Below are 21,915 nucleotides of genomic sequence, written 5' to 3' on the forward strand. Positions count from 1 at the left end.
GAGAAAATGCCCAAGGACGAAGTCATTCCGATGGAAGGCGAGGTTCTTGAGAACCTCCCGAACGCGACATTTCGCGTCAAGCTTGAAAGCGGCCACGTGGTGTTGGGCCATATTTCCGGCAAGATGCGTATGCATTACATCCGGATCCTGCCGGGTGACAAGGTCAAAGTGGAGCTCACGCCCTATGACCTGACGCGAGCCAGGATAGTTTTCCGCTCCAAATGAGCGGAACCGGATTACGGAAAATTAGGAGTCAACCATGAAAGTAATGGCATCGGTTAAGCGGATCTGCCGCAACTGCAAAGTTATCAAACGTCACGGCGTGGTGCGCGTTATCTGCACCGACCCGCGTCACAAGCAGCGTCAAGGCTAACTCGGGTTAGCGACTACGCAACGGATTTATTCAAGGAACAGTCATGGCCCGTATTGCTGGCATTAACATTCCGCCGCATCAGCACGCCGAGATCGGCCTGACCGCCATTTTTGGCATCGGTCGTACGCGCGCTCGCAAGATCTGCGAAGCGGCTAACGTCCCGTTTGACAAAAAGGTCAAGGATCTGAGCGACGCTGAGCTGGAACGCGTCCGTGAACACGTTGGTGTGTTCACGGTCGAAGGTGACCTGCGTCGTGAAGTGCAGCTCTCGATCAAGCGTTTGATCGACCTGGGAACCTACCGCGGCATGCGCCACAAGCGCGGCCTGCCCGTGCGCGGCCAGCGCACTCGCACCAACGCTCGCACCCGCAAGGGCCCGCGTCGTGCTGCTGCGTCCCTGAAGAAATAATCGAGGAACTGGATTATGGCGAAAGCTTCCACCAGCGGCGCTTCGCGCGTGCGCAAAAAGGTCAAGAAGAACGTCTCGGACGGCATCGCGCACGTTCACGCTTCGTTCAACAACACCATCATCACCATCACCGACCGTCAGGGCAACGCTTTGTCGTGGGCCACGTCGGGCGGTGCCGGCTTCAAGGGTTCGCGCAAGTCGACTCCGTTCGCCGCGCAGGTTGCCGCTGAAACGGCTGGCCGCGTTGCGCTGGAATACGGCATCAAGACGCTGGAAGTGCGTATCAAGGGCCCCGGCCCCGGCCGTGAATCGTCGGTCCGCGCGCTGAACGCGCTGGGCATCAAGATCTCGTCCATCGCCGACATCACGCCCGTTCCGCACAACGGCTGCCGTCCGCCGAAGCGTCGTCGTATCTAAAGGGAATCCACATGGCACGTTATATTGGACCCAAATGCAAGCTCTCGCGCCGCGAGGGTACTGACCTGTTCCTGAAGAGCGCCCGCCGCTCGCTGGATTCCAAGTGCAAGCTGGATTCCAAGCCTGGCCAACACGGCCGCACTTCGGGTGCCCGCACTTCCGACTACGGCCTGCAGCTGCGCGAAAAGCAAAAGCTCAAGCGCATGTACGGCGTGCTGGAAAAGCAATTCCGCAAGTACTTCGCTGAAGCCGAGCGTCGCCGTGGCAACACCGGCGAAACGCTGATCCAGCTGCTGGAATCGCGCCTGGACAACGTCGTCTACCGCATGGGCTTCGGCTCGACCCGCGCCGAAGCTCGCCAGCTGGTGAGCCACCGCGCCATCGAACTGAACGGCCACACCGCCGACATCGCTTCGATGCTGGTCAAGGCTGGCGACGTCATCTCGATCCGCGAAAAGGCCAAGAAGCAAGGCCGCATCAAGGAATCGCTCGACCTGGCCACCAGCATCGGCATCCCCCAGTGGGTGGAAGTCGACACGACCAAGCTGACCGGCACGTTCAAGTCGGCCCCCGATCGCGCTGACGTCGCTCGCGACATCAACGAATCGATGGTCGTCGAACTGTACTCGCGTTAATCACGCCTGCCGGCGCCTCCTTCGCAAGGTGCTGGCGAGCTGGTTTCGCGACCGGTTTGCAAGTCTCGCAGCAGCCCGCTTTCCGCCATTTGGCGGGGCGGGCTTTGCGGTAAGTATCGGGCGGCTTTTTCGTCGCCCGCGTTTCACGTTTCAACCTGTCCATCAGCCTTATCGGTGTAACGAGCCGAGGGTATTGAAAAGGAACACAGTACATGTCCACTCAAGGTTTCCTGAAGCCGCGCTCCATTGAAGTCGAACCGGTCGGCACCCACCATGCCAAGATCGTGATGGAGCCGTTCGAGCGCGGCTACGGCCATACGCTGGGCAACGCCCTGCGCCGCATCCTGCTGTCTTCGATGACCGGCTACGCGCCGACCGAAGTCCAGATGACGGGCGTGGTGCACGAATACTCGACCATCCCGGGCGTTCGCGAAGATGTCGTCGACATCCTGCTGAACCTGAAGGGCGTGGTCTTCAAGCTGCACAACCGTGACGAAGTCACCCTGGTCCTGCGCAAGACCGGCGCCGGCACCGTGCTGGCCAGCGACATCGAGCTGCCGCACGACGTCGAGATCATCAACCCCGGCCACGCCATCTGCAACCTGACGGACGCGGGCAAGCTGGAAATGCAGATCAAGGTCGAAAAGGGCCGTGGCTACGTGCCGGGCAACGTGCGCGCGCTGTCGGAAGACCGCACCCACACCATCGGCCGCATCGTCCTGGACGCCTCGTTCAGCCCGGTCCGCCGCGTCAGCTACGCGGTTGAAAGCGCCCGCGTGGAACAGCGCACCGACCTGGACAAGCTGGTGCTGGACATCGAAACCAACGGCGTCATCTCGCCCGAGGAAGCGGTGCGCCAGTCGGCCCGCATCCTGATGGACCAGATCTCGGTCTTCGCCGCCCTGGAAGGCGCCGGCGATTCGTACGAAGCCCCGGTCCGCGGCACGCCGCAGATCGACCCGGTCCTGCTGCGTCCGGTCGACGACCTGGAACTGACCGTGCGTTCGGCCAACTGCCTGAAGGCCGAAAACATCTACTACATCGGCGACCTGATCCAGCGTACCGAGAACGAACTGCTCAAGACCCCGAACCTGGGTCGCAAGTCGCTCAACGAGATCAAGGAAGTGCTGGCCGCACGCGGCCTGACGCTGGGCATGAAGCTCGAAAACTGGCCCCCGCTGGGCCTGGAGCGTCCGTAAGTCTTGAAGGGTGGCGCCCCTGTCGCGGGGGCGCTTCCCGCGGCGCCCGGCCTTGCCGCCGGGCGGTTTGCGAAACCGTCGTAAAATGCACCGTTTTCCACCGGACCGCGGCCTGGTTGCAGGTCGATAGAAGAGCCGGATAACCCGATGGCGGAAACGCCTTCACTAGATTCAAAGGATACTTATCATGCGTCACGGTAATGGCTTGCGTAAGCTCAACCGCACCAGCAGTCACCGTCTTGCCATGTTCCGCAACATGGCCGTTTCGTTGATCACCCACGAAGCCATCAAGACCACGCTGCCCAAGGCGAAAGAACTGCGCCGCGTCATCGAACCCCTGATCACGCTGGGTAAAGAACCCACCCTCGCGAACAAGCGTCTGGCTTTTGCCCGTCTGCGCGATCGCGACGCCGTGGTGAAGCTCTTCGCCGAAATCGGCCCGCGCTACGCGGCCCGCAACGGCGGCTACACCCGCGTGCTGAAGATGGGTTTCCGTCAAGGCGACAACGCTCCCATGGCTTTCATGGAGCTGGTCGACCGTCCGGAAGTCGATGAGTCCGCTGAGGACAGCGCCGAATAAGTTTCGGTGTCTAGATAAGCGACAAGGGCGGGTCTTCGGACCCGCCCTTGTTTTTTTTGCGCGGCGCGCGCGGGGCGCCCTGGCGGCGCAGGCGCGCCGATCGCTACGAAGCGTGCAGTTCGCCCCGCAACTGCGCGGCGGTGGCCGCCAGCGCCTCCTGGGGCGCCTGGGGCGGCATGCGGAAGGTCAGGTCCTGCTGCTCGATGTACTGCGTCGAGGTCACGTCCTGCGGATGGTGCATGGGGATCACGTGCGCATGGGTATGCGCGACGTGGATGCCGGTGAAGGCGAAGCCGACGCGGTCCACGCCATACAGCCGCTTCATGTGGCGGCCCAGCTTCTGCCCCAGGTTGACGATGTGGCCGGCCAGGTCGGCGGGCATGTCTTCGTAGTACGGATAGTGCTGCTTGGGAATGATGAGCGTGTGTCCGGGGCGCACCGGCTGGATGTCCAGGAACGCCATCAGGCGGTCGTCTTCGTGGATGATGTGGGCCGGTATCTCGTGGCGGGCGATGCGGCAGAACAGGCAGTTATCGGACATGCTTGCCTCGGTGGGAATGGAATGCGGTGGCCGCGGGTCCGATTGCGGGCGGACGCGGGCGGCAATATCGATAAAATACCCCGAGTTACATCCGACACGGGTATTCCCAGGAGGCTCCATGTTGCGCGATGACGACGTCGTGCTGGTCATCAGCAACGCGCCGGATCTGTTGCTGGCCAAGCGTATCGCCCACGTGCTGGTCGAAGATGGCCTGGCGGCCTGCGTGAACCTTGGCGCGCCGGGTCTGTCCATCTACCAGTGGCAAGGCGAGGTGGAAGGGGCCGAGGAAATCCCCATCCACATCAAGACCACCTACGCGCGCCACCAGGCCGTGGTCCAGGCCCTGGCGCAGATGCATCCCTACGACGTGCCCGAAATCATCGTGCTGCCGGTCATCGGCGGCGCCGCGCCCTATCTCGACTGGGTGCGCCAGCAGACGGCCGCCGTGCAGAACAAGAGAGACTGATGTTGCAACCCGCGGTCCGGCTCCACGCGCCGATGCGTGCCTTTTTTCCCAAGTTGCTGGCGGCGCTGGCCATGGCGCTGCTGTGGCTGGCCTGGAACGCGCCGGCGCGCGCCGAGGCCGAGTTCCTCGAGCCGGAAAAGGCCTTCGTCTTCAGCGCGGCGATGGCCACGCCGGATACCGTCGAGCTGCGCTTCCGGGTGGCGCCGGGCTATTACATGTACCGCGAGCGCTTCGGCATCAGCATCAGCCCCCTGGGCGCGGCTACCCTGGGCGAGCCGGTCTACCCCAAGGGCGAGGTCAAGTACGACCCGACCTTCGAGAAGGACATGGAGGTCTACCACCAGGACGTGGTGATCCGGGTGCCGGTGACGCCCGGTGGCCAGCCGTTCACGCTGACGCTGACCGGGCAGGGCTGCGCCGATGCCGGCCTGTGCTATCCGCCGATGGACAGCAGTGTGAAGCTGACGCCGGTGGCGGGCGGCTACGCGCTGGCGGGCGGCGGTGGCGCCTCGGCCGCGCCGGCGGCATCGGGCGGCGGCCTGAGCGCGCTGGTGAACGCGGGCGACACCGGCCTGGCCGATGCCCTGGGCGGGCTGGGCTGGATCAAGACGGCCGGCGTGTTCCTGGTGCTGGGCCTGTTGCTGGCGTTCACGCCCTGCGTGCTGCCCATGATTCCCATCCTGTCGTCGATCGTGCTGGGCGGCGCCAGCCAGGAACGCCCGACGCGCGGCCGTGGCCTGGCGTTGGCGGCGACCTACGTGCTGGGCATGTCGGTGGTCTACACCGCGCTGGGCGTGGCCGCCGGCCTGAGCGGCGCGGGCCTGGCCGCGTGGCTGCAGACGCCGTGGATCCTGACGCTGTTCGCGATCCTGCTGGCGGTGCTGGCGCTGGCGATGTTCGATGCCTTCACCTTCCAGATGCCGTCCGGCATTCAGGCGCGGCTGGCCGAGCGCTCGTCGCGCATTCCCGGCGGCCGTTACACCGGCGCGTTGCTGATGGGCGCGCTGTCGGCGCTGATCGTCGGGCCGTGCGTGGCCGCGCCGCTGGCCGGCGCGTTGCTGTACATCTCGCAGACCGGCGACGTGGTGCTGGGGGGCTCGGCCCTGTTCGCGATGGCGTGGGGCATGGGCGTGCCGCTGCTGATCGTCGGCGCCTCGTCGGGCGCGTTGCTGCCCAAGGCCGGGCCGTGGATGGATGGCGTCAAGCGGCTGTTCGGCATGCTGCTGCTGGCGACCGCGTGGTGGATGCTGATTCCGGTGGTGCCGACCTGGGTGCAGATGACCGGCTGGGCCTTCCTGGCGATCGTCGGCGCCGTGATGCTGCGCGCGTTCGACGCGTTGCCGGCGGGCGCCGGCTCGGCGCGCATGTTCGGCAAGGGCGTCGGCCTGTTGCTGGCCCTGGCCGCGGCCGCGTGGCTGGTCGGCGCGGCCAGCGGCGGCCGCGACGTGCTGCAGCCGCTGTCGCACTTTGCTTCCGGCGGCCCGGCGGCCTCGGGCGCCGCCGCGCATGCCGGCGAGGTGCAATTCAAGCGCGTGCGCAACAACGCCGAGCTGGACGCGCTGCTGGCCGCGAGCACGCAGCCGGTGATGCTGGACTTCTACGCCGACTGGTGCGTGTCGTGCCGCGAGATGGAGCGCTTCACCTTCACCGATCCGGGCGTGGCGCAACGCATGGCCGGCATGCTGCTGGTGCAGGCCGACGTCACCGCCAACAATGCCGATGACCGTGCGCTGCTCAAGCGTTTCCGCCTGTTCGGCCCGCCGGGGATCATGTTCTTCGCGCCCGGCGGCAAGGAGCTGCCGGACGCCCGTGTCGTGGGCTTCCAGGACGCCAAGCGCTTCGCCGACTCGCTGGACCGCGTGCTATTGCGCTGAGCGGCGGCCGGCCGCTACCATGAGGGTTCGCGCCGCGTGGGCGGCGCCTCCAACCCCTCAGGCCGGCGCCCGTGACGTCTTCGACAGTCGATGCAAGCCAGGACCGCACCGGTCTGATCTATCTGCAACTGATGTTCGTCATGGCCACCTGGGGCCTGAACATCGTCTCCATCAAGTACCTGACGCAGCACATGGATATCCGCGCCCTGGCGGCCTTGCGGATCGCCGTGGCGTTCGTTGCCGTCACCCTCATCGTCAAGGCGCGTCGCGGCCGCATTCCGAGGCTGGGGCGCGTGGAACTGGCCTGGGTCGCGCTGGCCGGCTTCCTGGTGGTGTATGCGCACCAGACCGCGCTGGTGTACGGGCTGCAGTTCTCGTCGGCCGCCAACGGCACGCTGCTGATGGCCACCAGTCCCTTGCTGTCGGCGCTGCTGGCGGCGCTGTTCTATCGCGAGCGGCTGACATGGCTGCGGATCGCCGGCGCCTTGCTGGGGCTGGCGGGCGTGGCCATGGTGGTGGTGGGCAGCGGCGCGCAAATCGGCCTGACCGGTTGGGGCGACGCCATCGTGTTCCTGGCGGTGGCGGTGTTCGTGTTCGGCGGGCTGGTGATCCAGCGCATCTCGCGCACGCTCGATCCGCTGGCGATGCTCTGGTACATGTACTTGGCCGGCGGCCTGATGTTGATGGCGCATGCGGCCATGACGCCGTCGTCCTATGACGCGGACAACTGGAGCATGACGTGGTGGCCGTGGCTGGTGCTGCTGTTCTCGGCGGTGATCGCCTCGGGCGTCAGCAACATCCTGTGGAACGCGGGCATTGCCAGGCTGGGGATCAGCCGCGCCGCGCTGTTCGTGAACTGGCTGCCGATCTTCGGCCTGCTGTTCGCCGCGCTGTTCCTGGACGAGCACGTCACGCTGGTGCACGTGGCGGGGCTGGCCTGCATTCTCAGCGGCACCTGGCTGGGCCTGCGCCGCTGCGCGCCGGCGTCGCGTTGAAACCGTGGCGGGCCGCAAGGGCCCGCCGGTAGTTGGCGCGTTGCATGGGCGCGTTTCGTGTGCGCGTTTCATGCCGGGGCGCGCGGATGACGAGCGGGGCAGGGCCGAGCAGGCCCCCGCCAGCCGCGATCAGCGCTGCTGCTTGAGCAGCCGCGCCGCTTCGATCGCGAAGTACGTCAGGATGCCGTCGGCGCCGGCGCGCTTGAATGCCAGCAGCGCTTCCATCATGACCTTGTCATGATCCAGCCAGCCATTGGCCGAGGCCGCCTTGATCATCGCGTATTCACCGCTCACCTGGTAGGCGAAGGTCGGCACGCGGAAGGTGTCCTTGACGCGGCGCAGCACGTCCAGGTAGGGCATGCCGGGCTTGACCATGACCATGTCGGCGCCTTCCTGCAGGTCGGCGGCCACTTCACGCAGCGCTTCGTCCAGGTTGCCCGGGTCCATCTGGTAGGCCATCTTGTTGGACTTGCCCAGGTTGGTGGCGGAACCGACGGCATCGCGGAACGGGCCGTAGAAGGCGCTGGCGTACTTGGCCGAGTAGGCCATGATCTGGGTGTGGATGTAGCCGTTGGCCTCGAGCGCGCGGCGCACGGCGCCGATGCGGCCGTCCATCATGTCGCTGGGGGCGACCATGTCGACGCCGGCCGCGGCCTGCGTCAGGGCCTGCTTGACGAGGATCTCGACGGTCGGCTCGTTGACGACGTAGCCGTTTTCATCGATGACGCCGTCCTGGCCGTGGCTGGTGTACGGGTCCAGCGCCACGTCGCACAGCACGCCGAGGTCGGGGAAGTGCTTCTTGAGTTCGCGCACCACGCGCGGGATCAGGCCCTCGGGGTTGGTGGCCTCGATGCCGTCGGGCGTCTTGAGCGCCGGGTCGATGGCGGGAAACAGCGACAGCACCGGGATGCCCAGGGCCACGCATTCCTCGGCCACCGGCAGCAGCGTGTCCAGCGAATAGCGCACCACGCCCGGCAGCGACGCAACAGGCTGCTTCAGGCCATTGCCCTCGGCCACGAAGACCGGATAGATCAGGTCGTTGACGGTGAGGGCGTTCTCGCGCACCAGGCGGCGGGTGTAGTCGTCGCGGCGCAGGCGGCGGGGGCGGGAAACCGGGAAGTCGGGGGTGATGATCTGCGGGTTCATGGTACGACCTTGGGAGAAATCCAGTTTTCTATGTGCGCGCCAGCTTCTTCCAGGCCGATGCGCTCCGGCGCCGAGAAGGGGATGGTGTGCAGGGCGCCGATGTCCGCCAGGTCTTTGCGCACCGAGAACACGGTGCGCACGCGCTGGCCGTAAGGCAGCTTGTCGGCTTTGGTGAGCAGCGCCAGCACCGGACGGCCGGTGGGGGCGATGAAGTTGGCCAGGCGGCGGTCCAGTTCGGTGACGCCGCGGCGGATGTCGATGAGCAGCACGATGCCGGCCAGCGATTCGCGGTCGCGCAGGTAGCCGCCCAGGATGTCGGCCCACTTTTCCTTTTCGTCGCGGGCCACGGACGCGTAGCCGTAGCCGGGCAGGTCGACGAGGTAGCCGATGTGGCCTTCCGGATCCAGCGGGTCGGGCAGGCCGAACATGTTGATGAGCCGCGTGCGGCCCGGCGTCTTGCTCGAGAAGGCGAGACGGCGCTGGTTGCACAGCACGTTGATGGCCGTGGACTTGCCGGCGTTGGAGCGGCCGACGAAGCAAACCTCGGGCGCGTCAGGAGGCGGCAACTGGTCGAGGCGAGCGGCCGACGTAAGGAAAGAGGCGCGATGTAGGAGGGACACGGGTGGCTTTGGATACGGTTGGTTTCGAGCCCTATTGTATAATCCGGCGTTTGCAACAGTGGTCCCCGTGCGCGGAGCCGTCTCTTTTGCTTACTGTTGAGGGTATTTCGTACCAGCCGGACATCCGGTTTCCCAGGTACTTGCGCCTTTGACGAGCAGGCAATCGGGCAAATCAGGTTCGATACGGTTTTCCAGATGTGCGGGCAGGCGTGGGCGCCTTTTTGCGCCTTGATCGATGTGATCGTCGAGGTCTTCATGAAGCGTGTGCTGTCCCGGATGTTGGTTGCGAGCGGGCTGTTGCTCGGCGCCTCCGCCTTTTCTACTACGAGTCTCGCCGCCGAAGGCGCCGCGGGTCCGGCCAAGCCAGATGCCGCCAAGGGCGGGCAGCTGTTTGACCAGGGCGACGCCTCGCGCGGCATCATCGCCTGTGCGTCCTGTCATGGCGCGGCGGGTAACAGCACCATCCCGGTGAATCCCAACCTGGCCGCGCAACCCCACGAATACCTGGTCAAGCAGCTGACCGACTTCCAGGTCAAGCAGGGCGCCAAGCTGCCTGTGCGCAACGGGCCCGGCGGCAATCCCACTCCCATGACCGCCATGGCGCAGAACCTGACGCCGGCCGACATGCAGAACATCGCGCTGTACCTGGCGCAGCAGCCGCTGAAAGAGCCGGCCACCGCCGGCCAGGAGAAGTTGGTTGATCTGGGTCAAAAGATCTGGCGCGGCGGTTTGCCCGAGCGCAATGTTCCGGCTTGTGCCGCATGCCATTCTGCCAATGGCGCGGGCATTCCGGGCCAGTACCCCCGGCTGTCGGGTCAGTTTCCCATGTACATCGAAGAGCAGCTCAAGCTGTTCCGCAGCGGCGATCGCGCCAACGACGTGATGCACGCCGTGGCCGACCGGATGTCGGATGCCGACATCAAGGCCGTGGCGGACTACGCGGCCGGCTTGCGGTAACCACCTGCCGGCAATGCGCGCGGCTGGTCCGCGTTCACGCAAACCTGAGCATGGCGGAACCTGGTCCCGCCACGCGCTGTCTACGAGGGGGGTAGCCGATTGCGCGGCCCCCCTTTTTTCATGAATTCGACTCAGACACACTCCCGTCCCTCCCTGCGCAGCCTGCCCCGCGATCTGTTCGAATTGCTGGGCTCGATGCGGTTCGCCGTCAGCCTGCTGATGTTCATCTGCGTGGCCAGCCTGGTGGGGACGGTCCTGCAGCAGAACCGGTCGTCCAATAACTACATCGACCAGTTCGGCCCGTTCTGGTTCGAGGTGTTCGACAAGTTCTCGATCTGGCACGTCTACAACAGCTGGTGGTTCCTGCTGATCATGGCGTTCCTGGTGATCTCGACTTCGGTCTGCCTGATCCGCAACGCGCCCAAGATGCTGCGTGATGCGCGTTCGTTCCGCGAACACGTGCGCGGCGGCAGCCTGCGGGCCTTCCCGCACCGCGTCGAGACCGACGCGCCCAGCGACGTGCCGCAGACCGCGGCCGGCCTGACGGCGCTGCTCAAGCGCATGGGCTATGCGGTGCGCGAGCGCCAGGACAGCACCGGCGTGCTGCTGGCGGCCAAGAAGGGCAGCGCAAACCGGCTGGGCTACGTATTCGCCCACGCCGCCATGGTCATCATCTGTGTCGGCGGCCTGCTCGACAGCGAGCTGCCGGTGCGCCTGCAGGTCATGTTCGGCGGCAAGAAGCCGATCGTCGAGAACATGCTGATCTCGGAAGTGCCGGAAAGCGGCCGCCTGTCGGTCAACAATCCCAGCTTCCGCGCCAGCGTGCTGGTCCCGGAGAACGGCCAGGCCAGCACGGCGGTGGTGATGGTGGGCGACGGCGCCCTGGTGCAGCCCATGCCCTTCACGTTGAAGTTGAAGAAATTCATCGTCGATTACTACTCGACCGGTATGCCCAGCCGCTTCGCCAGCGAAGTGGAAGTGACGGATCCCGATACCGGCAAGTCGTTCGACTCGACCATCGAAGTCAATGAGCCGCTGCGCTTCAAGGGCATGACGGTCTACCAGTCCAGCTTCGACGATGGCGGCAGCACGGTGGTGCTCAAGGGCTACCCGCTGGTGGGCGCGGACAGCGCCACGTTCAATGTCGACGGCACGGTGGGCAAGACCGCCGAAGTAACCGCTCACACTGCGCGCGGCCCGCGCAGCATGAACGTGGAAATCACGGCCCTGCGTCCGATCAACGTCGAGGACCTGACCGGTGGCGAGCCCAAGGGGGGCAACCAGAGCTTCGCCGAGCACGTCGCCTCGGTGGCCGGCAGCGCGGCGGGCAAGAAGAACGAAAACCTGCGCAACGTGGGCCCCAGCGTCGAATACAAGCTGATCGACGACGCGGGCCAGGCGCATGAATTCCAGAATTACATGTTGCCGGTGCAGCTGGACGGCGCCAGCGTGTTCCTGGCTGGTGTGCGCAACAACGCGTCCGAGCCCTTCCGTTACCTGCGGATCCCGGCCGACGACGACAGTTCGGTGGCGGAGTTCATGCGTTTGCGCGCCACGCTGGCCGATCCGGCGGCGCGGCAGGAGGCGGCGCGCCGCTTCGCCGAACGCAACAGCCCGAGCGGCGCGGACCGCCAGCCCTTGCAGACGGCCGCCGAGCGCGCCCTGGAAACCTATGCTTCCGGCGGCCTGCAGGCCGTCGCCGCGTTCCTGCAGGCCAACACGCCGGCCGCCGACCTGGAGCGCGCCGCGGACGTGGTCATCCGACTGATCGGCGCCAGCATGAACGAATTGCGGGCGGTCGAGCGCGAGCGCGCCGGATTGCCGCCGGTCCCGACCGAGGGCCCCGAGGCCGAGCGCGCGGCAGTGTGGTCGCGCCTGGCGGTGGCGGCGCTGTCCGACCTGACCGTCTATCCGGCGCCGGTGTTCTTCTCTCTGGCTGATTTCAACCACGTGCAGGCCAGCGTGTTCCAGGTCAGCCGCACGCCGGGCAAGAATACGGTCTACCTGGGCAGCCTGTTGCTGGTCCTGGGGGTGTTTTCGATGTTCTATATTCGGGATCGCCGCGTCTGGATCTGGATCAAGCCGCAGGAAGGCGGTAGCGGCATCCTGGCGGCGATGACGTCGCAGAAGCGTACACTCGACTTCAACCAGGAGTTCGATCGCTTCAAGCAGGCGCTGCTGCGCCAGAAAGGGTCTTAAGGTTTCCTATGTCCACGACGACCACTACGCATTCCCCCACGCCTGAAAACCTCTGGCAGGAAAGCCTGTCGGAAACCGGCGACGGCCGCGCGCAACGCGGTCGGCCCGACTGGACCGACATCGTCTTCTTCCTGCTGTTGGCGGCGGGCGCCGGTTTCGCGCTGACGCGCTTCAGCGGCGCCATGGACTATTACGAGAAGATCATCCTGTGCGGCACGGTGCCCGTGCTGGCCTGGATGGGCTGGCTCTGGCGCCCGTTGCGCCGCCTGATGGTGGCCTGTGCCATCGCGGCCGGCCTGGCGCTGATGCTTTACGGCAACGACCTGGCGCGGGCCGAGCAGGTGTTCTTCCTGAAATACCTGTTCTCGTCGCAGTCGGCCATCCTGTGGATGAGCGCGCTGTTCGCGCTGGCCATGGTCTGCTACTGGATTGGTTTTTTCAGCCCGACCGCGGCCTGGCTGGGTACCGCCCTGACCTGGGGCGCGGTGTTCGCGGGCGTGACCGGCCTGCTGGTGCGCTGGCGCGAAGGCCACCTCATGGGCCCCGACCTGGGCCACATTCCGGTCAGCAACCTGTACGAAGTGTTCGTGCTGTTCGCGCTGATCACGGCGTTGTTCTACCTGTACTACGAGCGCAAGTACGCCACGCGCGCGCTGGGTGGCTTCGTGCTGCTGGTGGTGACGTCGGCGGTCGTATTCCTGCTGTGGTATTCGTTCACGCGCGATGCCGGGCAGATCCAGCCACTGGTGCCGGCGCTCAAGAGCTGGTGGATGAAGCTGCACGTGCCCGCCAACTTCATCGGCTACGGCACCTTCTCGCTGGCGGCCATGGTCGGTTTCGCCTACCTGATCAAGCAGCACGGCCAGACCTCGTCGTGGCTCAAGCTGGCGCCGCTGTTCGTGCTGGGCGTGCTGCTGTGCGCCGAGCCCATGGTGTTCCGCACCGACGGCCTGTCGGCCACCTGGATGCTGTATTTCGGCATCGGCGCGGTGATCGTCGGCGCCATCCTGCTGGGCCGGCGCCGCATCGCCGCCGCGCTGCCGCCGCTGGAGGTGCTGGACGACATCATGTACCGCGCCATCGCCATCGGCTTCGCCTTCTTCACCGTGGCGACCATCCTGGGCGCGCTGTGGGCCGCGGACGCCTGGGGCGCCTACTGGCAGTGGGACCCCAAGGAAACCTGGGCGCTGATCGTCTGGCTGAACTACGCGGCCTGGCTGCACATGCGGCTGATCAAGGGTCTGCGCGGCACGATGGCGGCCTACTGGGCGCTGACGGGGCTGCTGATCACCGGCTTCGCCTTCCTGGGAGTGAACATGTTCCTGTCCGGGCTGCATTCGTACGGCCAGCTCTGATTGTTCCATCCATGTGAAAAGGCCCCATCCGGGGCCTTTTCACATGGCGCAGGGCAGGGATCAGGGCAACGTCGACTCGCCGCGCAGCAGGTCGTCGAGGGTCTCGCGCTGGCGCACCACATGGTAGTGGCCGCCGTCGACCATGACTTCGGCCGCACGGGGGCGAGTGTTGTAGTTGCCTGCCATCGTCATGCCATAGGCGCCGGCCGATTCCAGCGCCAGCACGTCACCTTGTTCGAGCACCAACGCGCGTTGGCGTGCCAGCCAGTCGGCGCTTTCGCAGACCGGGCCGACGACGTCGTAGTCGATCGTGTCGCCGGCGCGCGGGCGCAGGGGCTGCAGGCCATGCCAGGCGTCATACAGCGCCGGCCGCAGCAGGTCGTTCATGGCCGCGTCGACGACGGCAAAATTGCGCGCCTCGCCGTGCTTGAGGTACTGAACCGTGGTCAACAACACGCCGGCGTTGCCGACCAGCGAGCGGCCCGGTTCCAGTACCAGCCGCAAATGATCCTGGCCGCGGGCCTGCAGGCGTTGGAACACGTGATCCAGCAGCGCCTTGGGCGAAGGCGGCATTTCATCGTTGTAGCGGATGCCCAGGCCGCCGCCCAGGTCCAGGTGCGACAGGCGGATGCCGATGCCCTCGAGGTCGGCGACCAGATCGAGGAGTTTTTCCAATGCGTCGAAATAGGGACTGATGTCGGTCAGCTGTGAACCGATATGGCAATCCAGGCCGGTGATTTCCAGGCCCGGCAGCAGGCGGGCGCTGCGATATGCGCCCAGCGCCGCGCCGATGGGAATGCCGAACTTGTTTTCCTTCAGGCCGGTGGAAATGTAGGGGTGGGTTTGCGCATCGACGTCCGGGTTGACGCGCAGCGATACCCGGGCACGCTGCCCGGCTTCCTGGGCCACGTCGGACAGCCGCTGCAGTTCGGCCTCGGATTCGACGTTGAAGCACATGACGCCGGCAGCCAGGGCGGCGCGCATTTCCCAGACCTGCTTGCCGACGCCGGAAAAGACGATTTTGGCGGGATCCGCGCCCGCGGCCAGGGCGCGCTTGAGTTCGCCGCCGGACACAATGTCGAACCCCGCGCCCAGGCGGGCGAATTCCTTCAGGATGGCCAGGTTGGAATTGGCCTTCATGCCGTAGCAGACCAGGACAGGGCGCTGGCCAACGGCGCTGCGATAGGTGTCCCAGGCGGCGCGTAGCGCGGCGCGCGAGTATACGTACAGGGGCGTTCCCAGTTGTCCGGCCAGATGGTCCAGCGGCACGTCTTCGGCGTACAGCACGTTGTTGCGGTACTGGAAGTAGGGGTGCCCGGCCAGTTCGGGCGGAACCGGGAACGCGGCGGTCATGGCAGTGTGGGGGTGGCCGGTATCTGAGGCACCTGGGGCGTGGACTGGCGCTGCCCGGGTGGGGGCGGCTTGCCATCAGGCGTGGGCATGTACAAAGGACCCTTGTAGCCGCAGGCCGCAACCATGCCGGTCGCCACGAGCGTGGCTACAATGCGAAGAGACATGCGGCTGAATGCCAATTGGAACACTGGGAACTCCGTAATTCTTGCAGGCTCGATTATGACCGAATCCGAATTTCTTGCGTTGATCGACCAGGTGCTGGACAGCATCGAAAGCCAGGCCGATGACTGGGCGGCTTCGCTCGACGTCGACGTCGAAACCAGCCGCAGCGGCAATGTGCTGACCATGGTGTTCGAGGACAATACCCACGTGGTGGTGAACAGCCAGGCCGCCATGCAGGAACTGTGGGTGGCCGCGCGCAGCGGCGGCTTCCATTACCGCTACGACGGCCAGAACTGGAACGATACCCGAGGCGGCCCGAATCTGCCGGACGCGCTATCCCAGATCTGTTCGGCGGCGGCGGGCGTGCCCGTCACGATCCGCCTGTAGTCTCCAACGAAAAGGCCGGCGAATCGCCGGCCTTCTTTTTTCTTTCCGTTCAGAACGGGATCTTCTGCGACCAGGGCTGCGCGTTCTGCGTGCCCACGCCCGGCGCGACGCGGATGCGGTTGTCCTCGCCGCTGTCGCTGTTCAGGCCGTTCAGGAACTCACCCAGCGTGTCAGCCTGCGGCAGCCCCAGCCGCGCCACCGCCTGGCCGGGCGGGAATTCCGAGAAGTAGTACTCGCCGTTCTCGACGATGATGCCGTCGGGACGGGGGCGCGGCTTTTCTTCCGGCACGCCCTTGAGCACGTCCTGCATGTAGTCGACCCAGATCGGCATGGCCACGCCGCCGCCGGTTTCGCGCGAACCCAGCGACTTGGGCTGGTCGAAGCCGAGCCAGGCGGTGGCCACCAGCGAGGGCGTGTAGCCCGAGAACCAGGCGTCCACGGATTCGTTGGTGGTGCCGGTCTTGCCGGCGATGTCGTTGCGCTTGAGCAGCACGCGGGCGCGGGCGGCGGTGCCGTAGGTGGCCACGCCGCGCAGCACGTCGTCCATGATCCAGGCGGTGCGCGGGTCGATGGCGCGGGCCGCGGCGTCGCCGGCCACGGTGGGCTTGGCCTGCATCACGATCTTGCCGTTGCTGTCGGTGACGCGGTCGATCAGGTAGGGCGTGACGCGGTAGCCGCCGTTGGCGAACACCGAGAACGCGCCGGCCAGTTGCAGCGGGGTCACCGAGCCGGCGCCGAGCGCCAGCGGCAGCACCGCGGGCTGGCGCGCCTTGTCAAAGCCGAAGCGGGTCAGGTAGTCCTGCGCGTACTGCGGGCCGATGGCCTGCAGGATGCGGATCGAGACCATGTTCTTGGACTTGTACAGGCCCTGGCGCAGCGTCAGCATGGGCTCGTACTGGTTGCCGTAGTTCTTCGGGTTCCAGGCCTTGGAGCCGGTCTGCGCCGCGGTCAGTTCGAACGGCTGGTCGGAGATCTGCGTGGCCGGCGTCAGGCCGCGCTCGAGCGACGCGGCGTAGATGAACGGCTTGATGTTCGAGCCCGGCTGGCGCCAGGCCTGCGTCACGCGGTTGAAGTTGCCGCGATAGAAGTCGAAGCCGCCAACCATGGCGCGGATCGCGCCGTCCTGCGGCGACAGCGCGACGAAGGCCGCCTGCACCGACGGCAGGTTGATGATTTCCCAGTTGTCGCCCAGCTTGCGGATATAGACCACGGAGCCGCGCTTGATGCGCTGCTCGGGCTTGGCCTTGTCGTTGAGCGCGCGCGCCACCACGCCCAGCACCTTCTTGTCGGTGACGGTGATGATCTCGCGCGAGCTGCGCGCCAGCTTCACTTCGGTGGGGCTGGCCGACAACACCACCGCGGTCAGCAGGTCGCCGCTGTCGCTGAACTTGTCGAAGACGCCATCCAGGAATTCGTCCAGGGCCTGGGGGTTGTTCTCGGTGCCCGCGGGCAGGTCGAGCTGTTCTTCGGGGCCAGGGTAGGGCGCGCGGCGGGTGTATTCGAGCACGCCTTCGCGCACGGCGCGGTAGGCCGCTTCCTGGTCCTTGGACTGGACCGTGGTGTAGATGTTGATGCCGCGCGAATAGACGTTGTCCTGGTACACGTTGAACAGCAGCTGGCGCGCCAGTTCGGCCACGTACTCGCCGTGGATGCTGTAGCCGCCGGCGGGCGTGCCTTCGGCGGACTTCATGACGATCTGCTGCGCCATCGCCGTCTTGTACTCGGGCTCGGTCAGGTAGCCCAGCGACAGCATGCGGCCCAGCACGTAGCGCTGGCGCAGCTCGGCGCGGGGGCGGTTGGAGATCGGGTTGAAACGCGAAGGCGCCTTGGGGATGCCGGCCAGCATCGCGGCCTCGGCCGGTGTCACTTCCGACAGCGGCTTGCCGAAGTAGGTGCGCGAGGCGGCGGCGAAGCCGTAGGCGCGGTGGCCCAGGTAGATCTGGTTCATGTAGAGCTCGAGGATCTGGTCCTTGGTGAGCTCCGATTCGATCTTGAACGTCAGCAGCAGTTCGTAGAACTTGCGCGAATAGGTCTTTTCGGACGACAGGTAGAAATTGCGCGCCACCTGCATGGTGATCGTGCTCGCGCCCTGCGTCTTGGACATGTTGATCAGGTTGGTCAGGCCGGCGCGCACCACGCCGGTCCAGTCGATCCCGCCGTGCTGGTAGAAGCGGTCGTCTTCGGCCGCCAGCACCGCGGACTTCATCACGTCCGGGATTTCATTGAAGCGCAGCACATTGCGGCGCTCTTCGCCGAACTCGCCGATCAGCACCTTGTCCGCCGTATAGACGCGCAGCGGCACCCTGGGGCGGTAGTCCGTCATGGCGTGCAGGTCGGGCAGGTTGGGCCAGGCCAGGGCCAGCGCCATGCCCGCCAGCAGCACGCCGCACAGGAACAGGCCGGCAAAGAAAATGCCGGTCTTGACGAAAAAACGCAATATCGGGGAACCGTTATTGGCGGACTTGTCTTTTTTGGAGGAATTCTGCGGCTTGCTCATCGCGGCGATTTTACGGGTATCTCCGGCCCCACCTCAGCGTGGCGGATCGGTTTCTGTAACAAGATAGTTCAGTGTGGCGCGCGGGCAACTTGGCGGCAGATGTGATAATGCCGTCATGAACTTTTCCGCTCACTCATGTCCGGAGGCCGATCCGGACCTGGCGCCCACTGGCGAGGCGCCCGAAAACCCGCCCTGCGCTTCGGAGTGCGCAGGCAGGGCCGTGTCGTTGCCGCACGACCTGCCCATTTTCCTGGTGGGCATGATGGGGGCGGGCAAGACCACGATCGGCCGTGGCCTGGCGCGTGCCCTGGGGCGCGATTTTATCGATCTGGACCATGAGCTCGAGGCGCGTTGTGGCGTGCGGGTGCCGGTAATCTTCGAAATCGAGGGCGAGACCGGTTTCCGTCGCCGGGAATCCGCGGCCCTGGAAGAGTGTACCCAACGGCGCAACATAATTCTCGCCACCGGTGGCGGCGCCATCCTGGCGGCCGAGAACCGGGCGCGCCTGCGCGAGCGTGGCATCGTGGTCTATTTGCGGGCCAGCGTGGACGAATTGTTCCGCCGCACCTGCCGCGATCGCAACCGGCCCCTGCTGGCCACCGCCGATCCGCGCGGCACGCTGCGGGACCTGATGACCCTGCGCGAACCGCTCTACAAGGAAGTCGCCGATCTGGTGGTGGAAACCGGCTCCATGCCCATCCACACCCTGGTCAAGGCGCTGTTGCCGCAATTACAAGCCTTCGAGAAGCAGATATGAACGTTGTTGAGGTCGACACCCCGGGCGGACAGTACCCCATCCGCATCGCGCCGGGGCGCCTGGATGCCCTGGACGAGAGCATTCCCGCCGACGCCACCGCCATCGCGGTGGTGACCAATCCGACCGTGGCGGCGCTGTACGGCGAACGCGCCGAAGCCGCGCTGGCGCGCACCGGCAAGCGGGTGCTGCGCATCGAACTGCCCGACGGCGAGTCGTACAAGGATTGGCAGTCCCTCAACCTGATCTTCGACGCGCTGCTGGGCAATCGCCTGGACCGCCGCTGCGTGCTGGTGGCGCTGGGCGGCGGCGTGATCGGCGACATGACCGGCTTTGCCGCCGCGGTGTACATGCGCGGCGTGCGTTTCGTGCAGGTGCCGACCACCCTGCTGGCCCAGGTCGACTCGTCGGTAGGCGGCAAGACCGCCGTCAACCATCCGCTGGGCAAGAACATGATCGGCGCGTTCTACCAGCCGCTGGCGGTCGAGATCGACACCGCCGTGCTGGCCACGCTGCCGGCGCGCGAGGTATCCGCGGGCCTGGCCGAGGTCATCAAGTACGGCCTGATCCTGGACCCGGTGTTCTGGGAGTGGTGCGAACAGAATGCGCAGAAATTGCGCAGCCTGGATCCGCAGGCCGTTGCCTACGCCATCCGTCGCTCCTGCGAGCTGAAGGCGCAGGTGGTGGGCAAGGACGAACGCGAATCCGGCCTGCGCGCCATCCTCAATCTGGGCCATACCTTCGGCCACGCCATCGAGGCCGGCCTGGGCTATGGCGCCTGGCTGCATGGCGAGGCGGTGGGCTGTGGCATGGTGCAGGCTGCGGAATTGTCGGCGGATGTGGCGGACTTTCCGCGCGCCGACGTGGCCCGTGTACGCGGCCTGGTCGAGGCCATCGGCTGCCCCGTTGTCGCGCCCGACCTGGGGGCCGACCGCTGGCTGGACCTGATGCAGGTCGACAAGAAGACCGAGGGCGGCGAGATCCGCTACGTGCTCATGAACCGCATCGGGGCAGCGATGATGCGGGCGGCGCCGGCCGATGCCGTGCGCGCCGTATTGGCCCGAACCACGCAGTAAATACCGCAGGAGAGACGGTGTCGCAGATGAAAGAACTGGCTTCCTATGCATCCGACCCGTCCCGATCGCGCGGCCGGACCTATGCTGAACCCGCGCCGGAGAACCGCAGCGAATTCCAGCGCGACCGCGACCGTATCGTCCACTCGAGCGCATTCCGGCGATTGGAGTACAAGACCCAGGTCTTCGTGAACCACGAAGGGGATCTGTTCCGCACCCGGCTGACACACAGCCTGGAAGTGGCGCAGATCGCGCGCACCCTGGCGCGCAGCCTGGGGCTGTCCGAAGACCTGACCGAAGCCATTTCGCTGGCGCACGACCTGGGCCATACGCCGTTCGGCCATGCCGGCCAGGACGAGCTCAACGCCTGCATGCGCGAGCTGGCGCCCGAGGCTGGCGGCTTTGAGCACAACCTGCAGAGCCTGCGGGTGGTCGACGAGCTTGAAGAACGCTATGCCGACTTCAACGGACTGAACCTGTGCTTCGAGACCCGCGAGGGCATCCTCAAGCACTGCTCGGCGGCCCATGCGCGGCAGCTGGGCGCGGTGGGCGAGCGCTTCCTGGCGCGCACCCAGCCTTCGTTGGAGGCGCAGATCGCCAACCTGGCGGACGAAGTGGCCTACAACAATCACGATATCGACGATGGGCTGCGCTCCGGGTTGATCACGCTGGAGCAGCTGCAGGGCGTGTCCATCTTCCAGCGCCATTACGCCGAGGTGCTGGCGCGTTATCCCGATCTGGCTTCGCGCCGCGCGGTGGCCGAGACCATCCGTCGCATGATCAACACGCTGATCGGCGACCTGACGCGCACGTCGCTGGCGCGCATTCGCGACGCGGCGCCTGCCAGCGCCGACGACGTGCGCCGCGCGCCGCCGCTGGCCGGGTTTTCGGACGGCATACGGCGCGAGGCCGATGAACTGAAGAAATTCCTGTTCGACAATCTTTATCGGCATTACCGCGTGCTGCGCATGACCACCAAGGCGCGCCGTATCGTGCGAGAGCTGTTCGCCGCGTTCCTGGACGATCCGCGCCTGCTGCCGCCCGACTATCGCCGCGCGACATTCAATGACCAGGCGCGTGCCATCGCCGACTACATCGCCGGCATGACCGACCGCTATGCCATCCGCGAACACAAACGCTTGTTCGACATGGTCTAGGGCCTGTTGACGTTAAAAGGAGCCGCGCACAGGCCCCGGCCCGCGAGCCGGCCGGCCGCTGACGGTCCCACGCGATGACATCGGCGTCAGCGGTGCTTGCGGTAAGGCTCGTCGGCCTCGACGAAGGTGGCTTCGGCGCGCGCGTCGCGCATCCATTCCTGCATCGCCGGCAAGGCCAGGACCGCGTCCATGTAGTCGCGCACCGGGCCGGCCGCGGCAATGCCGTAGGTGACGAAGCGCGACACCACCGGCGCGAAGAACGCATCGGCGATCGAGAAGGCGCCGAACAGGAACGGGCCGCCCTTGCCGAACTCGGCGCGCGTGTCCTGCCAGATGGCATGCATGCGGGAAATGTCCTGGCGCGCGGCCTCGGGGATGTCGAGGCCGGGCAGGTGCGCCTCGATGTTCATCGGCAACGCCTGGCGCAATGCGCCGAAACCGCTGTGCATCTGCGCGGCCAGCGAGCGGGCGCGGGCACGGGCGCGCGCATCCTGCGGCCACAGGCCGGCTTCGGGACGCTGCTCGGCCACGTATTCGCAGATCGCCAGCGAATCCCAGACCGCCAGGTCGCCGTCCAGCAGCACCGGCACCAGGCCGGCGGGCGTGATCGTCTCCAGGTGGCGGGCGAAGGCCTCGGTGAACAGGCCGAGCTTCTGTTCGGTAAAGGCGACGCCGGTGGCGCGCAGCGCGAGCCAGGGACGCAGCGACCAGGAGGAGTAATTCTTGTTGCCGATGATCAAGGTGTACATGCCGATCCCCTAAAGTG

Annotated in this window: 24 protein-coding genes; 17 read left to right on the plus strand and 7 right to left on the minus strand. The window is 66.1% G+C overall.

All coding sequences use genetic code 11. The annotated features are described in order from the left end of the window. The first annotated feature begins 6 nt into the window (after nt 1–6). The 7 genes from infA to rplQ all read left to right on the plus strand — a co-directional run bounded on the left by infA (nt 7) and on the right by rplQ (nt 3,613). On the plus strand, nt 7–225 hold the full coding sequence (gene infA / locus DK459_RS01285) for a translation initiation factor IF-1 (RefSeq protein WP_006389631.1): 219 nt from the start codon (nt 7–9) through the stop codon (nt 223–225). A 34-nt stretch (nt 226–259) separates the two neighbouring features. Continuing rightward, nucleotides 260–373: a 50S ribosomal protein L36 gene (rpmJ, locus tag DK459_RS01290; protein ID WP_003806928.1), complete on the plus strand. Its 114-nt coding sequence runs from the start codon at nt 260–262 to the stop codon at nt 371–373. A 43-nt stretch (nt 374–416) separates the two neighbouring features. After that, nucleotides 417–782, plus strand: coding sequence for a 30S ribosomal protein S13 (gene rpsM, locus DK459_RS01295; RefSeq protein ID WP_006389632.1), 366 nt, complete (start codon nt 417–419; stop codon nt 780–782). A gap of 15 nt (nt 783–797) precedes the next feature. Beyond that, on the plus strand, nt 798–1,199 hold the full coding sequence (gene rpsK / locus DK459_RS01300) for a 30S ribosomal protein S11 (RefSeq protein ID WP_006216516.1): 402 nt from the start codon (nt 798–800) through the stop codon (nt 1,197–1,199). Nucleotides 1,200–1,210: 11 nt separating this feature from the next. Beyond that, a complete protein-coding gene (rpsD, locus tag DK459_RS01305) occupies nt 1,211–1,834 on the plus strand; it encodes a 30S ribosomal protein S4 (RefSeq protein WP_006389633.1) in 624 nt (207 codons plus the stop codon). A gap of 212 nt (nt 1,835–2,046) precedes the next feature. Next, entirely contained in the window at nt 2,047–3,033 is a 987-nt protein-coding gene (gene rpoA, locus DK459_RS01310; RefSeq protein WP_006216514.1) for a DNA-directed RNA polymerase subunit alpha, read from the plus strand. Nucleotides 3,034–3,220: 187 nt separating this feature from the next. Continuing rightward, nucleotides 3,221–3,613, plus strand: a complete 393-nt coding sequence (rplQ, locus tag DK459_RS01315; RefSeq protein ID WP_024070778.1) for a 50S ribosomal protein L17 — start codon at nt 3,221–3,223, stop codon at nt 3,611–3,613. A 103-nt stretch (nt 3,614–3,716) separates the two neighbouring features. On the opposite strand, the gene DK459_RS01320 is transcribed toward rplQ, so the two are convergent. Further along, nucleotides 3,717–4,154, minus strand: coding sequence for an HIT family protein (locus tag DK459_RS01320; RefSeq protein ID WP_006389638.1), 438 nt, complete (start codon nt 4,152–4,154; stop codon nt 3,717–3,719). Nucleotides 4,155–4,272: 118 nt separating this feature from the next. Between DK459_RS01320 and cutA the strand changes: the two genes are divergently transcribed. The 3 genes from cutA (at nt 4,273) to DK459_RS01335 (ending at nt 7,489) form a co-directional block, all read left to right on the plus strand. Then, nucleotides 4,273–4,620: a divalent-cation tolerance protein CutA gene (gene cutA, locus DK459_RS01325; RefSeq protein ID WP_020925825.1), complete on the plus strand. Its 348-nt coding sequence runs from the start codon at nt 4,273–4,275 to the stop codon at nt 4,618–4,620. Between the two features lie 32 nt (nt 4,621–4,652). Further along, nucleotides 4,653–6,494 (plus strand): protein-disulfide reductase DsbD, encoded by a 1,842-nt coding sequence (dsbD, locus tag DK459_RS01330; protein ID WP_024070777.1) that lies wholly within the window; start codon nt 4,653–4,655, stop codon nt 6,492–6,494. A 131-nt stretch (nt 6,495–6,625) separates the two neighbouring features. Beyond that, nucleotides 6,626–7,489 carry a DMT family transporter gene (locus DK459_RS01335; protein ID WP_050807770.1) on the plus strand — a complete coding sequence of 288 codons (864 nt, stop codon included), beginning with the start codon at nt 6,626–6,628 and terminating at the stop codon, nt 7,487–7,489. A gap of 129 nt (nt 7,490–7,618) precedes the next feature. Here the strand turns inward: DK459_RS01335 and hemB are convergent, their stop codons facing one another. Continuing rightward, nucleotides 7,619–8,635: a porphobilinogen synthase gene (hemB, locus tag DK459_RS01340; RefSeq protein WP_024070776.1), complete on the minus strand. Its 1,017-nt coding sequence runs from the start codon at nt 8,633–8,635 to the stop codon at nt 7,619–7,621. Continuing rightward, nucleotides 8,632–9,255 (minus strand): ribosome biogenesis GTP-binding protein YihA/YsxC, encoded by a 624-nt coding sequence (gene yihA / locus DK459_RS01345; RefSeq protein WP_006389648.1) that lies wholly within the window; start codon nt 9,253–9,255, stop codon nt 8,632–8,634. Before yihA ends, hemB begins: the two co-directional genes overlap by 4 nt. Nucleotides 9,256–9,510: 255 nt before the next feature. Here yihA and DK459_RS01350 point away from each other — a divergent pair, with 255 nt between their 5' ends. From DK459_RS01350 to ccsB, 3 genes are all read left to right on the plus strand, one after another. After that, complete coding sequence (locus DK459_RS01350; RefSeq protein WP_026382019.1) at nt 9,511–10,212, plus strand: cytochrome c; 702 nt, start codon at nt 9,511–9,513, stop codon at nt 10,210–10,212. 120 nt (nt 10,213–10,332) lie between these two features. Then, on the plus strand, nt 10,333–12,411 hold the full coding sequence (locus tag DK459_RS01355) for a cytochrome c biogenesis protein ResB (protein ID WP_006389652.1): 2,079 nt from the start codon (nt 10,333–10,335) through the stop codon (nt 12,409–12,411). An 8-nt stretch (nt 12,412–12,419) separates the two neighbouring features. Further along, nucleotides 12,420–13,766: a c-type cytochrome biogenesis protein CcsB gene (gene ccsB / locus DK459_RS01360; protein WP_006389653.1), complete on the plus strand. Its 1,347-nt coding sequence runs from the start codon at nt 12,420–12,422 to the stop codon at nt 13,764–13,766. A 60-nt stretch (nt 13,767–13,826) separates the two neighbouring features. On the opposite strand, the gene lysA is transcribed toward ccsB, so the two are convergent. Next, nucleotides 13,827–15,119, minus strand: a complete 1,293-nt coding sequence (gene lysA, locus DK459_RS01365; RefSeq protein ID WP_070543017.1) for a diaminopimelate decarboxylase — start codon at nt 15,117–15,119, stop codon at nt 13,827–13,829. Beyond that, on the minus strand, nt 15,116–15,388 hold the full coding sequence (locus DK459_RS31155) for a lipoprotein (protein WP_306415668.1): 273 nt from the start codon (nt 15,386–15,388) through the stop codon (nt 15,116–15,118). The genes lysA and DK459_RS31155 overlap by 4 nt, the downstream gene beginning before the upstream one ends. Here DK459_RS31155 and cyaY point away from each other — a divergent pair. Continuing rightward, nucleotides 15,339–15,668 (plus strand): iron donor protein CyaY, encoded by a 330-nt coding sequence (gene cyaY / locus DK459_RS01375; RefSeq protein WP_006389656.1) that lies wholly within the window; start codon nt 15,339–15,341, stop codon nt 15,666–15,668. The two genes, DK459_RS31155 and cyaY, sit on opposite strands and share 50 nt — an antisense overlap. A 49-nt stretch (nt 15,669–15,717) precedes the next feature. Here cyaY and DK459_RS01380 read toward each other — a convergent pair whose 3' ends face one another. Next, a complete protein-coding gene (locus tag DK459_RS01380) occupies nt 15,718–18,165 on the minus strand; it encodes a penicillin-binding protein 1A (RefSeq protein WP_054485541.1) in 2,448 nt (815 codons plus the stop codon). Between the two features lie 115 nt (nt 18,166–18,280). On the opposite strand from DK459_RS01380, the gene DK459_RS01385 reads away from it, so the two are divergent. From DK459_RS01385 to DK459_RS01395, 3 genes are read left to right on the plus strand one after another with little or no spacing between them, the layout of a single operon-like run. After that, entirely contained in the window at nt 18,281–18,922 is a 642-nt protein-coding gene (locus DK459_RS01385) for a shikimate kinase (RefSeq protein ID WP_006389658.1), read from the plus strand. Continuing rightward, nucleotides 18,919–19,995, plus strand: coding sequence for a 3-dehydroquinate synthase (gene aroB, locus DK459_RS01390; protein WP_024070770.1), 1,077 nt, complete (start codon nt 18,919–18,921; stop codon nt 19,993–19,995). Before DK459_RS01385 ends, aroB begins: the two co-directional genes overlap by 4 nt. Nucleotides 19,996–20,021: 26 nt before the next feature. After that, nucleotides 20,022–21,149, plus strand: coding sequence for a deoxyguanosinetriphosphate triphosphohydrolase (locus DK459_RS01395; RefSeq protein ID WP_006389660.1), 1,128 nt, complete (start codon nt 20,022–20,024; stop codon nt 21,147–21,149). Between the two features lie 86 nt (nt 21,150–21,235). Here DK459_RS01395 and DK459_RS01400 read toward each other — a convergent pair whose 3' ends face one another. Further along, nucleotides 21,236–21,898, minus strand: coding sequence for a glutathione S-transferase family protein (locus DK459_RS01400; RefSeq protein WP_006389661.1), 663 nt, complete (start codon nt 21,896–21,898; stop codon nt 21,236–21,238). Nucleotides 21,899–21,915 lie beyond the last annotated feature (17 nt).

Origin of the sequence: Achromobacter sp. RW408, assembly GCF_003184165.1 — a bacterium.
Lineage (GTDB): Bacteria > Pseudomonadota > Gammaproteobacteria > Burkholderiales > Burkholderiaceae_B > Achromobacter > Achromobacter xylosoxidans.

Bases quoted from the DNA above. Each gene is read 5' to 3' on its own strand.
- infA (WP_006389631.1), top strand. From the start codon at position 7: ATGCCCAAGGACGAAGTCATTCCGATGGAAGGCGAGGTTCTTGAGAAC.
- rpmJ (WP_003806928.1), top strand. From the start codon at position 260: ATGAAAGTAATGGCATCGGTTAAGCGGATCTGCCGCAACTGCAAAGTT.
- rpsM (WP_006389632.1), top strand. From the start codon at position 417: ATGGCCCGTATTGCTGGCATTAACATTCCGCCGCATCAGCACGCCGAG.
- rpsK (WP_006216516.1), top strand. From the start codon at position 798: ATGGCGAAAGCTTCCACCAGCGGCGCTTCGCGCGTGCGCAAAAAGGTC.
- rpsD (WP_006389633.1), top strand. From the start codon at position 1,211: ATGGCACGTTATATTGGACCCAAATGCAAGCTCTCGCGCCGCGAGGGT.
- rpoA (WP_006216514.1), top strand. From the start codon at position 2,047: ATGTCCACTCAAGGTTTCCTGAAGCCGCGCTCCATTGAAGTCGAACCG.
- rplQ (WP_024070778.1), top strand. From the start codon at position 3,221: ATGCGTCACGGTAATGGCTTGCGTAAGCTCAACCGCACCAGCAGTCAC.
- DK459_RS01320 (WP_006389638.1), bottom strand. From the start codon at position 4,154: ATGTCCGATAACTGCCTGTTCTGCCGCATCGCCCGCCACGAGATACCG.
- cutA (WP_020925825.1), top strand. From the start codon at position 4,273: ATGTTGCGCGATGACGACGTCGTGCTGGTCATCAGCAACGCGCCGGAT.
- dsbD (WP_024070777.1), top strand. From the start codon at position 4,653: ATGCGTGCCTTTTTTCCCAAGTTGCTGGCGGCGCTGGCCATGGCGCTG.
- DK459_RS01335 (WP_050807770.1), top strand. From the start codon at position 6,626: ATGTTCGTCATGGCCACCTGGGGCCTGAACATCGTCTCCATCAAGTAC.
- hemB (WP_024070776.1), bottom strand. From the start codon at position 8,635: ATGAACCCGCAGATCATCACCCCCGACTTCCCGGTTTCCCGCCCCCGC.
- DK459_RS01350 (WP_026382019.1), top strand. From the start codon at position 9,511: ATGAAGCGTGTGCTGTCCCGGATGTTGGTTGCGAGCGGGCTGTTGCTC.
- DK459_RS01355 (WP_006389652.1), top strand. From the start codon at position 10,333: ATGAATTCGACTCAGACACACTCCCGTCCCTCCCTGCGCAGCCTGCCC.
- ccsB (WP_006389653.1), top strand. From the start codon at position 12,420: ATGTCCACGACGACCACTACGCATTCCCCCACGCCTGAAAACCTCTGG.
- lysA (WP_070543017.1), bottom strand. From the start codon at position 15,119: ATGACCGCCGCGTTCCCGGTTCCGCCCGAACTGGCCGGGCACCCCTAC.
- cyaY (WP_006389656.1), top strand. From the start codon at position 15,339: ATGACCGAATCCGAATTTCTTGCGTTGATCGACCAGGTGCTGGACAGC.
- DK459_RS31155 (WP_306415668.1), bottom strand. From the start codon at position 15,388: ATGCTGTCCAGCACCTGGTCGATCAACGCAAGAAATTCGGATTCGGTC.
- DK459_RS01380 (WP_054485541.1), bottom strand. From the start codon at position 18,165: ATGAGCAAGCCGCAGAATTCCTCCAAAAAAGACAAGTCCGCCAATAAC.
- DK459_RS01385 (WP_006389658.1), top strand. From the start codon at position 18,281: ATGAACTTTTCCGCTCACTCATGTCCGGAGGCCGATCCGGACCTGGCG.
- aroB (WP_024070770.1), top strand. From the start codon at position 18,919: ATGAACGTTGTTGAGGTCGACACCCCGGGCGGACAGTACCCCATCCGC.
- DK459_RS01395 (WP_006389660.1), top strand. From the start codon at position 20,022: ATGAAAGAACTGGCTTCCTATGCATCCGACCCGTCCCGATCGCGCGGC.
- DK459_RS01400 (WP_006389661.1), bottom strand. From the start codon at position 21,898: ATGTACACCTTGATCATCGGCAACAAGAATTACTCCTCCTGGTCGCTG.